This is a genomic window from Shewanella sp. ANA-3 (genome assembly GCF_000203935.1).
Taxonomy (GTDB): domain Bacteria; phylum Pseudomonadota; class Gammaproteobacteria; order Enterobacterales; family Shewanellaceae; genus Shewanella.
The window spans coordinates 3,917,652-3,930,139 of record NC_008577.1; the positions used below are offsets into that span (position 1 = coordinate 3,917,652).

Below are 12,488 nucleotides of genomic sequence, written 5' to 3' on the forward strand. Positions count from 1 at the left end.
AAAAGTTATTATTTTAAATAAGCCACTTAGCAGCGCACATCATACAACAGCCTCAATCCCCGCATCACTAAAACTCGCCATTTGATTGTAAAAATTTACAGCGGCTTGAATTAACGGCAATGCCAAGGCAGCGCCCGTGCCTTCGCCTAATCGCAGCCCTAAAGATAACAAGGGCTTAGCCTTTAAATGTTCCAACATGCGCTGATGACCTTGCTCCTCGGAGCGGTGGGCAAAAATCAAATAATCCCGCACATTCGCATTGATACTCACGGCAACCAAAGCCGCTGCGGTCGCAATAAAACCATCCACCACGACCAGCATCTTGCGCTCGGCAGCGGCGAGCATGGCCCCCGTCATCTGCACAATTTCAAAGCCGCCCAAACAGGCCAGCACTTGCCGAGGCCCTGTCATCGCACTCTGGTGTAACAGCAGCGCGAGTTCGATAAGCATCTGTTTACGCTCTAGGGTCTCGCTATTGATGCCCGTACCACGGCCAACACAGTCGGCCACATCGAGTTGCATAATGGCCGCCATAATCGCCGCAGCTGACGAAGTATTACCTATGCCCATCTCACCAAAGGCAACCAAGTTACAGCCCGCCTGATGGTGACGCTCGATTAATGCCTGCGCCATGGCAAAGCCCTTATCCACGCAGGCTAACGTCATGGCAGGTTCTAAGTGAATCGCGGCCGTTCCCGCACCAAGGCGTTGGTCGATAATGCCTTCGGCATCTTCAACTGGGGTTAAAATACCACAATCAATCACTTCGAGATTGAAGCCTAACTGACGACAAAACACATTGATGGCCGCGCCGCCATGGGCAAAGTTTTGCACCATCTGCCGCGTGACTTCACTCGGGGCAATCGACACCCCTTCGGCAGCAATCCCATGATCTCCGGCAAACACCAACATAGTCGGGTAAACAATCTGCAACTGCTTAGCCCCTTGGATGCGGGCAATTTGCAACGCCAAGGACTCTAACTGCCCCAGAGCGCCGGGCGGCTTAGTCTTAAGATCGATCTTTTGCTGGATGAGTTGATCCTGCGCTTTACTCACAGGCTCGATTTGAAATAACGGGACAGATTGAGGCATTCACACTCCAGTGGCAATGTCGGATCCAATGATAGATCCGCTGCTAATAACTCATTTGCGAGTACGTTCGCTAACACATTCTAGAACAACAACTACGAAGCATCCTGCTGCAATTTGCCATACGCACTTAGTACTAAATTTCGGCAATCCATAAGACCCATGCTAATTCGATAGCTTGCGCCGACGCAAAATCAGCAAAAAGAAGAAGCTACCGATCGCAGCGGTAATAATCCCCACGGGTAATTCCTGATTGCCAAGCAAACATCGGGCGAGTACATCAATCCACACCATAAACAGCCCGCCCACCAGCGCCGTCAGTAAGATGGGCTGACGACCGGGGAATAACAAACGAACTGTGTGCGGGATCATCAAGCCGACAAAGCCAATGCCGCCACAGGTCGCCACTAAAATTGCGGTGATAAGCGAGCAGAGCAGCAACATATTGAGGCGCAGCTTAGGCACATTCACCCCTAAGGTGTGGGCCGTTTCATCCCCCGCTTGCAGGGCCATGATTTGGCGTTTCCAACCGAGGATAATAAAAAAGCTCAGCAGCACCACTAAAGACGGCAGCACCAACAGCGACCAACTGGCCTTAGCAAAACTGCCAAGACTCCAAAACAATACCGATGCGGTAGCCTGCGGGCTGGCAAAGTACAGCAATAAACTGGTTAAGGCGCTAAACATAAAGGAGGTCGCCACGCCAGAGAGCAACATGCGCTCCACCTGACTCTTAAGGCCTAACCCAGCTAACGCCAGCACGATTAGCACCGACAGACTGGCACCAATAAAGGCGCCGAAGGGTAAGCTAAACCACAAGAGCCCAGCAAAAGTCCCTGAACCGCTAAAAATCCCCGAGTTGGCTATCGTGCCCGCATTGCCAAACAGGCCAGAACCTGTGAATAGCGTCAGCATGACCACGGCACCAAAGGAGGCGCCGGAGCTAATGCCGAACAGATAAGGATCGGCAAGGGGGTTGCGAGTCACGGTTTGCAGCACGCTCCCCGCCAAGGACAGCCCCGCCCCCGCCACAAAGGCGAGTATAATCCTTGGCAGTCGCAGCTCCATCACAATCCGCTCTGTCATGCTGGTGCTCACGGCCTCATCGGCCATAAACAGGTGACTGAGTTTATTGATAAACACCTGCAACACATCTAAGAAGCTTATATTGGCCGCGCCAAAACTCGCGGCGGCGATGGGGGTGAGCAGGGCAAAGCCCGCCAAGCCTAAAATCAGCCATTGCTGGCGCGTGAGCGGCGTAAAAATGTGGCTAAAAAAATTCATGGTCACCAGTTTAAGTGTGTCTATCATGGCGTGTTCTCGACGCTCTCATTTTGCAATGCAGCTCTTTGTAAGACCTCGTTTGGCGCGCCAGAGTTATGGCAGGCGCAGGCCTCTGACGGTCTAGCTTGAGCCGAAACTGAATGGGAGTCACTCGCCGCGTCCACAGCATCGCTCTTAGGCTTTTGATAACCATAAAAGTAATTAATCAAGGGGTTACCATGCTGGGGATGGGGCGTAACTTGGGCGCATACCCCAAAGACTTCGGCGATACGTTCCTCGGTCAGAACCTGAGCTGGCGTGCCCATGGCACTCACCTGCCCCTTGTCCAGCAGCAATAAGTGGTCGCACAGGGCGCAGGCTAAATTCAAGTCGTGAATCGAGGCGATTACGCTGATCCCAAGGCTTCGCACTAGCTCTAGGATTTGAATTTGATAGCGGATATCGAGGTGGTTTGTCGGCTCATCTAAAATCAACAATTGCGGCTGCTGCACTATGGCACGGGCGATCAGGGCGCGTTGCTTCTCACCGCCGGATAAACGATCGTATTGTTGATGCACTTTATGACTGAGGCCTACCTTTTCCAGCGCCTTAGCAATTTTTTCACCGTCGCCGCTGGAGTTGGTATCAAACATCCCCTTGTGCGGCGTGAGTCCCATGGCAACCAATTGCTCTGTGGTCATATCGAAATATTGCGGTGTATCCTGCTGCACCACAGCCACTTTACAGGCAAACGCCTTGGGCGACAGCTCGCTAATATCCTGCGAAAACAAACTGATATGACCTTTAGCAGGGCGAATAAAGCGGTATAAACAGCGCAGCAAACTGGATTTACCCGCGCCGTTGGGGCCTATCAGCCCGAGCATTTCCCCCTGCGGCAAGGCAAAGCTTATCTCCGAGAGGATGGTTTTTCCCTCAATCGCCCAGCTCAATTGGCTGACCTTAAGTGCCATATTGGCGGAGGTCGCAGCGGGCGCTAAGGGCGCAAGGCTCGATGTGGAATGCATCACTAACGATTGCTCCCACATGGATATTGATTGGTGTTATCTGTGCTTGCTGCCACTTGGGCCAACAAGGCGAAACTCATAAATGTCATCTTCTGCTCCCTCGAGTTACCCGCTCGAGAACTAAGGCTGCACGCAGCGAAAACAGAAATAGGCAGGTATCCTGACTCGTAGGGGAAGACACAAAGCGCTTCGACTACTCACAGTTGCGGGTACAGTTCGGGCTACTGACGGGCAGCTCCCCGATTCCCTATTATGTTTGGGTTATCCGGCGCGCTTGAACACTGTTGCCCTTAAGCAATAGCACTAAATCGCGCAAAATTCCCAACACCTATTTCTGCGACCTTTGAGCTTAACGTACTGGGTTCGTTATCTGGCTCAAATGTCAGGGAAAAGCATTATCCTATATCTTGCCCATTAGGCAATGCTGTTTAAATCAGAAAATTTTCATCATCCGATGACTGATGCTTGCAAGCTACTCACAGTGGCCCGATGGCCAGTCTAAACGCCAGTATCTTTTGCCTTGCTCATCCTCAAGGACATTAATCGTCACCACCGCCGCCACGGGTAAGGCGAGCTGACTGTAAAAACCTAAGGTTTTCACCGCCCCCAGCGCCTTTGACATCAAGTGGCGAATAACCCCGCCGTGGGTCACCACCCAGATATTTGCCGCGGGTGCACTGGCATTAAACTCCCCATGGGCCTGTTCATCATCCATCGCCAGCAGGGCAAACTCTTTATCGAGGATCTGTGCTATCGCCCCATCGATACGAGCTTCAAAGTTTGCCATGGCTTCACCATTAGGCGGCGTTACCTCCCAGGGATTCTGCCAATAGGCCGCCATTCGCTCGCCGTCGCGTTGATATAAGTCATCGAGCAGGCAGCCATCCCAATCGCCGAAGGCTATTTCCTGTAACTCCTCCAGCAGGTTGACCTTGAGCGGCAAAGGCGCGGGCGCATCTAAACTTATACCTATAGACGCACTCGAATGCAGCTCAGCCGCAAAGACCTTAGCAAACTCGGCGCAGCGCCTCGAGGTCGAGCTATAAATGCCGTGGCACACAGTCGCCTGCGCCGCCACCGCCGCCGACATCTGCCGCCAACCCTTGTCGCTTAAAGGCACGTCGACTCTGCCCCGTAAAATCGCCCCGCCCTCGCATTCTCCATGGCGTAACAGTAATAACCTGAGCTGCTTCATCTGATCTTTCCTTTTAGCGTTTTTATCTGCCTTATCTCGCCTATGCTATACCAACTTTAGCCTTGCCCTGACAATCCGATGTCGCGTATTATGGACGTCTATACGTATAAATGTCCAAAACATAACGAACGACATTCAATAATAAAATGCAATTTGTCACCCGATTGCGTACTTTGGACTCAACTTAGCTGTAGTAAAGGTAATCATTTATGGCGATATCTCTCCATCGAGCCAGCCAAACACTGGCAGACATTCGCAACCAGTTGTCAAAGCGCATTCTGATTTTAGACGGCGCCATGGGCACTATGATCCAAGGCTACAAGCTTGAGGAAGAGGATTACCGTGGCGAGCGCTTCAAGGATTGGCATACCGACGTTAAGGGTAATAACGATCTTTTAGTGCTCACACAGCCACACATCATCAAACAAATTCACATCGACTACCTTAAAGCCGGTGCGGATATTATTGAAACCAACACCTTCAACGCCACTACTATCGCCATGGCCGACTACGATATGCAGTCGCTGTCCGCCGAAATTAACCGTGAAGGTGCGCGTCTCGCCCGCGAGGCCTGTGATGAAATCGAGCAGGCCACGGGTAAGCCACGTTATGTCGCCGGAGTGTTAGGGCCCACTAACCGCACTTGTTCTATCAGCCCGGATGTTAACGATCCCGGATATCGCAATATCCACTTCGATGAGTTAGTGACCGCTTACTGCGAATCGACCCGCGCCTTAATTGAGGGCGGCGCCGATATAATTATGGTCGAGACCATCTTCGATACCTTAAACGCTAAGGCCGCCTTATTTGCCATCGAAACCGTGTTCGATGAACTCTTTGGGCCAAATTCACCCGCGCGTTTGCCGGTTATGATCTCAGGCACTATTACCGATGCCTCGGGCCGAACCCTTACCGGACAAACCACCGAAGCCTTTTATAACTCCCTTCGCCATATCAAGCCCTTATCCATCGGCCTTAACTGCGCCCTCGGCCCTAAGGAGCTACGCCCCTACGTCGAAGAGCTGTCGCGCATCGCCGAGTGTTATGTCTCGGCGCATCCTAACGCGGGTCTGCCAAACGAGTTTGGCGGTTACGATGAAACCCCAGAGGATATGGCGAGCGTTATCCAAGAATGGGCCCGCGAAGGCATGCTCAACATTATCGGCGGTTGCTGTGGTAGCACGCCCGAGCATATTAAGGTCATTCGCGAAGCCGTCGAGCCGTTTGCACCACGGGTATTGCCCGAGATCCCCGTCGCCTGCCGTCTCTCTGGTTTGGAACCGCTCACTATCGACGCCCAAACCCTGTTTGTGAACGTGGGTGAACGTACCAACGTCACCGGTTCGGCCAAGTTTTTAAAACTGATCAAAGAAGGTAAGTTCGAGCAGGCGCTCGATGTCGCCCGCGAGCAGGTAGAAAGCGGCGCGCAGATCATCGACATCAATATGGACGAAGGCATGCTCGATGGCGTAGAGGTAATGCATAAGTTCTTAAATCTTATCGCCTCTGAGCCGGATATCAGCCGCGTGCCGATTATGATCGACTCCTCAAAGTGGGAGGTGATTGAAGCGGGCCTCAAATGTATTCAAGGCAAGGGAATCGTAAACTCTATCTCCTTGAAGGAAGGCGAAGAGAAGTTTATCGAGCAGGCAACCCTAGTGAAACGCTACGGCGCCGCGGCGATTATTATGGCGTTCGACGAGCAAGGGCAGGCCGACACTAAGGCGCGCAAAGTCGAGATCTGTACCCGCGCCTACCGCGTGCTAGTCGATAAGGTCGGCTTTCCGCCCGAAGACATTATCTTCGACCCGAATATCTTCGCCATCGCCACGGGTATCGATGAGCACGATAACTATGCCGTCGATTTTATTGAAGCCATTAAAGAGATTAAGGCCACCCTGCCCCACGCGATGATTTCCGGCGGGGTGTCGAACGTGTCGTTCTCCTTCCGCGGTAACAATCCAGTGCGTGAGGCGATTCACGCGGTGTTCCTGTACCACGCGATTAAAGTCGGCATGGACATGGGTATCGTTAACGCGGGCCAATTAGCGATTTACGATGATATCGACCCCGAGCTAAAGGATAAGGTCGAGAATGTGGTGCTTAACCTGCATTGCCCAGTTGAAGACTCAAACAACACCGAGCAATTGCTTGAGATTGCTGAAAAATTCCGTGGCGATGGCTCAAGTAGCGCGAAAAAAGAAGACTTAGAATGGCGCTCATGGCCGGTGAATCAACGTCTCGCCCATGCGCTGGTCAAAGGCATCACCGAATTTATCGACGAAGATACCGAAGCGGCTCGTCAGCTCGCATCCCGTCCTTTGGATGTAATTGAAGGCCCGCTGATGGATGGGATGAACATCGTCGGCGACCTGTTTGGCTCGGGCAAAATGTTCCTGCCACAGGTAGTGAAGTCGGCGCGGGTGATGAAAAAGGCCGTGGCCTACCTCAACCCCTTTATTGAGCAAGAGAAGGTCGAAGGCCAATCTAACGGCAGAATTTTGATGGTCACGGTGAAGGGCGATGTGCACGATATCGGCAAGAATATTGTCGGCGTTGTGCTCGCCTGTAACGGCTTTGAGGTATTCGATTTAGGCGTGATGGTGTCGGTGGAGCGCATTCTTGAGGCCGTGAAAGAGCACAATATCGACATTATCGGCATGTCTGGGCTTATCACCCCAAGCCTCGATGAGATGGTGCACAATGTGAAAACCTTCCATCGCGAAGGCCTCACCATTCCGGCGATTATCGGCGGCGCCACCTGCTCGAAAATTCATACCGCAGTGAAGATTGCGCCCCATTATCCCCATGGCGCGATTTACATTGCCGATGCCTCCCGCGCAGTGCCTATGGTCAGCAAGCTCGTCAGCAACGAAACTCGCCAAGCGACTATCGATGAGACCTACGCCGAATACGAAGAGATGCGCATTAAGCGTTTATCGCAAACCAAGCGTAAGGAAATCGTCTCGCTGGAGGCCGCCCGCGAAAACCGCTGTCAGCACGACTGGGCAAACTACACCCCGTTCAAGCCCAATGTGCTGGGTCGCCAAGTGTTTGATGATTATCCATTAACCGACTTAGTCGACCGTATCGACTGGACGCCGTTTTTCCGCGCCTGGGAGCTGCACGGCCATTACCCCGAGATCTTAACCGACAAAGTGGTGGGCGTTGAGGCGCAGAAACTGTTCGCCGATGGTCAGGCGATGCTTAAAAAAATCATCGATGAAAAATGGCTCACCGCCAAGGGCGTGATTGGGCTATTCCCCGCCAATACCGTCGGCTTCGATGATATTGAGCTCTATACCGACGAGACTCGCACCGAAGTCGAAATGACCACCCATCACCTGCGGATGCAGCTTGAGCGGGTGGGTAACGATAACTTCTGTCTGGCCGACTTTGTGGCGCCAAAAGACAGCGGCGTTGCCGATTATATGGGCGGCTTTGCGGTGACCGCTGGCCATGGTATCGACGAGCATATCGCCCGCTTTGAGGCCAACCACGATGACTACAACGCCATTATGCTCAAGTGTTTAGCCGACCGTTTAGCCGAAGCCTTTGCCGAGCGGATGCACGAACGCGTACGTAAGGAATTCTGGGGTTATGCCGCCGATGAGCAACTCGATAACGAAGCCTTAATTCGCGAGAAATACAAAGGCATTCGTCCTGCGCCGGGTTACCCAGCTTGCCCGGATCACACCGAAAAAGGCCTGTTGTGGGACTTGTTAAAGCCGAATGAAACCATCGACTTAAACATCACCGAAAGCTACGCCATGTTCCCCACCGCCGCAGTATCCGGCTGGTACTTTGCCCACCCGAAATCCCGCTACTTTGGCGTGACCAATATTGGCCGCGATCAGGTGGAGGATTACGCTAAGCGTAAGGGGATGACAGTCGCTGAGACGGAGAAGTGGCTAGCGCCAGTGTTGGATTATGACCCTGAATAGGGAGTGATCCAGAGTAATCATGTTTACTCTGTGAGTTGCCTTGGTGAACTTGGGCAACTCAGTAAATAGATAAAGTAAGGGGCTAAATCCTAGCCCCTTATTTTTTGGTTTAATTTTGAAGTTTGAGTTTGAGATAAAAGCTTAAAGTCGTGGGGCTTCACCCCACACCCGACCAAGGAGGACTGCTCGTCCTATCCTCCTTGGATTCTCCAAGACGCCCCTAGCGAAGTTACATGCATTAGGGACTAGCCTTGGTCTTATGGATAAATTGCTATCGCTTCCGATGGTACATCCTGTACCCCGAAAGCTAGCTCGGCATCCATGCCGAGACTCACGCAATTTATTCCAACGCCCCGCGGCAACTTCACAGGGGATAGGTGAACTTCTGCTACTTTTGTGTTGCCTCTAGCAATTCAAAGCAAACCGAGTAATCTTTACTACCAATTTCAGAATTTAACAATGGGTTTCCCATTAAACCATGGATGTCCATTTTATTCTTTTCGGTGAACGGTTACCGTTGACATATAGGCTGATTTTGATCATTTCATATACTCTAACCATCTAGAACGAAGCTTTTCAGGAACTATAAGATTTTCATTCATTGAAGACTTAACAATATTAATCACTTCCTTTTCTTTGAATCGACGAACCATAGGATTATTAGATTTCATATTTTCAACATACATAAGATTTGCAAATGCACTAACCTTCAACAAATCTATTTCAACCAAGTCATAGTGCAATTCATTAATCATATCAACAGCAGGGGTTGCACCTAAGCTCTGTTTAAGGACAATACCTAATTCTCTTTCAACTTTATCTCTTTCAATTATAATTACATCTGTTCTTGTTGGAGTATCAGCACTACTGAATAATGCGGCTAAGACACCTCGCATATCATCCCAATTTGTTGTATCAACAGCCCATACGGATAAAGTATTTCCTGAAGTTCTTAAACAAGATGTAATTGCATCAGCTTGCAAATTTTCATAGTTTCCTGTATCCGTAGGTATCAATGACCATTTTGCTTTTGTGAATTTTCTTATAATATATTTCACAGCAACTCCTTTAAATCGCTTATAACATCTAAGCGATATTGGTCTAACCAATCAACACCCGTGTTTCCAACATTTTCAAGAATAGCACAATAATTAGAATCCCTTAGCTTCTCAAACAATGCAATTCCTGCCTCTTTTATTTCCAAGTCCTTATGAGAAATAGCTGAGAGACCACAAAAACAAAATGCATCACTATCAATTTCTTTTGCTAAATTTAATAAACAGTTAAGGAAATGGAGTGCTTCTACCGTTGTACTTGATGAAAAACAAATCTTCCATATCTTAGGTAACAATAGATAAAAGTCAGAGTCAGACATATCATTTTTCAAAGATATTAACTCTATATCAGCAAATGAGTTGTAACCTTGTTCAAAAGGATACATTCGTAAAGACTGAAAGAACTTAGATGCAGCAATCTCTATATCGTCTCTCTTCGCCAATGTTTTATTAATATCAACATTTGAATCAATACTTGTAACATGACTCGAACTCTCAAAATCTATTTCCATTACACTCAAAGAAGTATCTTTAAACTCAGCAGGAAAAAAATTACTAGTATGAGACCAATTGTTTTGATAATTATCATGCAAACTATTTAATACTGATGAGTTCGAAATACTATGAGTATAATACTCAGTGCAAACACTGCTTGATATTTCACCATTTATACTTTTCATACCAACCTCAAAATTTGCTTGAGATATTTTTCACTTTAGACAAAGTCAAATTAACTAAATTATCAAAACCTGATTTCAAACTTGGAACTGGAAATCTAGATACTGAATTCTCCTCCAATGTATTGAAGTCAGTTTGAATAAGGAAACAACTTGAACGATTTAAAACTCCATTTTGATTAATCTCAAACACACCATCATTTATCATCGTGGATAAATTTATATTTTCACCTATTACACCTAAGTGTTCACGACTAGTAAATCGCAATTTAAGCTCAACATGACCACCTGACTCTGAAAACACAGAACAGACTCTATCTGCAAACTTTGATTTTTTATCTTCTGTAACCAGTTGAACTGCTGTCGTAACAAAGGCAAACCTTTTGAAAGTACGACCTTCATAAAACATACTATTTAATTTAACAAGACAATCACCTACATCTTTATTAAATTTACGTATCAAATCTTCATAATTCTCAGTCAAACCTGGTCTAAAATTTTGAGTAAACAGCAATTTATCGGTATTAAATACTATTTGAAAACCTGATATTTGATTGGTGAGTGACATCACTTTAGTTTGACTCTGTGTTAGTAAGTTTGTTTCTTGAACAAATAAAGGAAAAAGTTCAAGCCAAGAGAAATCTGACATAAGTGTTGGAATAGTCGAGTGCTCAGGATTAACATTACCATCAATAAATGCCACAAAATCTAATTTTACGAGTTCCATATTTTCCCTTTTATAGTAATTGTACAATTTAAATTACATGTAATAACTTTAAATCAAAACTAAATTTATTTACATTTAAAAATCAAACAAACCATTCCAGCTAAAGCTTTAGATGCAGCCACCATTAATATTACAACTAGCACTAGTTCACTACACATCAAAACACAATAATGAACTATATATACCTTATGAACCTTCGTTAAATCAGTCTAATACACTTCAATAAAAATGGAAACGATGCCACAATTTATCAGTTTAATGTTACTGAGAACATCATTTAAAATACTCTTATTTTTTATACGATTAATGATACACCAATAAAAATCAGACTGGCACATTTTTATACCTTAACAATCGACCAATAACACCTGAGCCTAAGTAATACACCATCCCCTCGGAGTTGCCGCAGGGCGAATAGGCAAATTGCGTGAGTCTCGCCATGGTCGTTATCGTGCATCCATACACGTCACGACATTCAGGCATCCTGCCTATCAGATGGCGAGCTAGCTTTCGCAGGTGCTGGGACACATCCTTCGGAAGCGATAGCAAATTTATCGATGAGCACAAGGGGCTTTCAACTCCGTTAGGGGCGTCTTGGCTGATGTGAAAACAATAGGCAAGGAGGATAGGAGGAGCAGTTCTCCTTGGTCGGCTCTTGTTTAAAAATCAGGGGGTGAAGCCCCACGACCTTGATTCACCTCGGGCGACAGGCCGCAAAAGTAACCCTGAAACTAACACTCCATTGCCAATGGGAACGCCAGAATTGGCACTGTTTCACCAGTGACCTTCTAAAACATGGATGTTTTAGTAGAGCCTACAAGGACGTATTTACGGCGTGTCACTGGTGTAACAGTGCAAAAGCCTGCGGCAGGCAATTAGCTACACTGATAATCGGCAGAGGCATCATTGCTAATTCGCGATGCCCAGCAAAGCAGCACGATCAAAACGTTTTAACTTTGTCGTTCGACAAAACTTCCCATAGCTACCGCACTTGGCTAACAGTCATTAGCCAATGATGGTAAGGGCTGGATTGTTCAGGAGGCGTTTCTAGCGAAATAAAGATACATCTTCCTGATGCAAGTGAACTTAACCGAGGTCACGATTAAGTTTCATCCTTGTTAAAAACCTAAGATAACGTTCTGTTTAATATCTGTCTACCACTTTCACATTACAAATTAAGTAGTTAAGTGATACCTAATTTTGGCACGTAGCTTTTATGAGCAAACCCACAACTCCACTGCCAATGGGAACGTCAGAAGTAGCACTGTTGCACCAGTGACCTTCTAAAACATGGATGTTTTAGTAGAGCCTACAAGGACGTATGCACGGCGTGTCACTGGTGTAACTAATGTAAGAGAATGCCAAAGCCTGCGGCAGGCAATGAGTTACAAAATTCCTTTGCAGCAATAACATTGCTAATTCGCAACACTAAACGAACCAGCAATATCATCGGGTGTGGGATGAAGCCCCACGACTTTGATTCACCTCGGCCTATAGGCCGCAGCAAATGTGT

General features: G+C 47.8%; 8 protein-coding genes and 1 riboswitch. Of the genes, 1 reads left to right on the forward strand and 7 read right to left on the reverse strand.

Translation table 11 applies throughout. The features are described 5' to 3' along the window. Nucleotides 1–39 precede the first annotated feature (39 nt). The 4 genes from cobT to SHEWANA3_RS17215 form a co-directional block, all read right to left on the reverse strand. Nucleotides 40–1,092, reverse strand: a complete 1,053-nt coding sequence (gene cobT, locus SHEWANA3_RS17200) for a nicotinate-nucleotide--dimethylbenzimidazole phosphoribosyltransferase (RefSeq protein ID WP_011718085.1) — start codon at nucleotides 1,090–1,092, stop codon at nucleotides 40–42. A gap of 162 nt (nucleotides 1,093–1,254) precedes the next feature. Then, complete coding sequence (locus SHEWANA3_RS17205) at nucleotides 1,255–2,400, reverse strand: iron ABC transporter permease (RefSeq protein WP_011718086.1); 1,146 nt, start codon at nucleotides 2,398–2,400, stop codon at nucleotides 1,255–1,257. Continuing rightward, nucleotides 2,397–3,377 carry an ABC transporter ATP-binding protein gene (locus tag SHEWANA3_RS17210; protein ID WP_011718087.1) on the reverse strand — a complete coding sequence of 327 codons (981 nt, stop codon included), beginning with the start codon at nucleotides 3,375–3,377 and terminating at the stop codon, nucleotides 2,397–2,399. Before SHEWANA3_RS17210 ends, SHEWANA3_RS17205 begins: the two co-directional genes overlap by 4 nt. Nucleotides 3,378–3,509: 132 nt before the next feature. Continuing rightward, nucleotides 3,510–3,678: riboswitch (cobalamin riboswitch) on the reverse strand. A gap of 171 nt (nucleotides 3,679–3,849) precedes the next feature. Next, nucleotides 3,850–4,572, reverse strand: coding sequence for a histidine phosphatase family protein (locus SHEWANA3_RS17215; protein ID WP_011718088.1), 723 nt, complete (start codon nucleotides 4,570–4,572; stop codon nucleotides 3,850–3,852). A gap of 209 nt (nucleotides 4,573–4,781) precedes the next feature. On the opposite strand from SHEWANA3_RS17215, the gene metH reads away from it, so the two are divergent. Next, complete coding sequence (metH, locus tag SHEWANA3_RS17220; RefSeq protein WP_011718089.1) at nucleotides 4,782–8,516, forward strand: methionine synthase; 3,735 nt, start codon at nucleotides 4,782–4,784, stop codon at nucleotides 8,514–8,516. Nucleotides 8,517–9,055: 539 nt separating this feature from the next. On the opposite strand, the gene SHEWANA3_RS17225 is transcribed toward metH, so the two are convergent. From SHEWANA3_RS17225 to SHEWANA3_RS17235, 3 genes are read right to left on the reverse strand one after another with little or no spacing between them, the layout of a single operon-like run. Beyond that, on the reverse strand, nucleotides 9,056–9,574 hold the full coding sequence (locus tag SHEWANA3_RS17225; RefSeq protein ID WP_011718090.1) for a hypothetical protein: 519 nt from the start codon (nucleotides 9,572–9,574) through the stop codon (nucleotides 9,056–9,058). Further along, nucleotides 9,571–10,251, reverse strand: a complete 681-nt coding sequence (locus SHEWANA3_RS17230) for a hypothetical protein (RefSeq protein ID WP_011718091.1) — start codon at nucleotides 10,249–10,251, stop codon at nucleotides 9,571–9,573. Before SHEWANA3_RS17230 ends, SHEWANA3_RS17225 begins: the two co-directional genes overlap by 4 nt. 7 nt (nucleotides 10,252–10,258) lie before the next feature. Further along, complete coding sequence (locus SHEWANA3_RS17235; RefSeq protein ID WP_041412761.1) at nucleotides 10,259–10,975, reverse strand: hypothetical protein; 717 nt, start codon at nucleotides 10,973–10,975, stop codon at nucleotides 10,259–10,261. Between the last annotated feature and the right edge of the window lie 1,513 nt (nucleotides 10,976–12,488).

Coding starts and splice junctions, on each gene's coding strand:
- SHEWANA3_RS17235 (WP_041412761.1), bottom strand. CDS start 10,975: ATGGAACTCGTAAAATTAGATTTTGTGGCATTTATTGATGGTAATGTT.
- cobT (WP_011718085.1), bottom strand. CDS start 1,092: ATGCCTCAATCTGTCCCGTTATTTCAAATCGAGCCTGTGAGTAAAGCG.
- SHEWANA3_RS17230 (WP_011718091.1), bottom strand. CDS start 10,251: ATGAAAAGTATAAATGGTGAAATATCAAGCAGTGTTTGCACTGAGTAT.
- SHEWANA3_RS17215 (WP_011718088.1), bottom strand. CDS start 4,572: ATGAAGCAGCTCAGGTTATTACTGTTACGCCATGGAGAATGCGAGGGC.
- SHEWANA3_RS17205 (WP_011718086.1), bottom strand. CDS start 2,400: ATGATAGACACACTTAAACTGGTGACCATGAATTTTTTTAGCCACATT.
- metH (WP_011718089.1), top strand. CDS start 4,782: ATGGCGATATCTCTCCATCGAGCCAGCCAAACACTGGCAGACATTCGC.
- SHEWANA3_RS17210 (WP_011718087.1), bottom strand. CDS start 3,377: ATGCATTCCACATCGAGCCTTGCGCCCTTAGCGCCCGCTGCGACCTCC.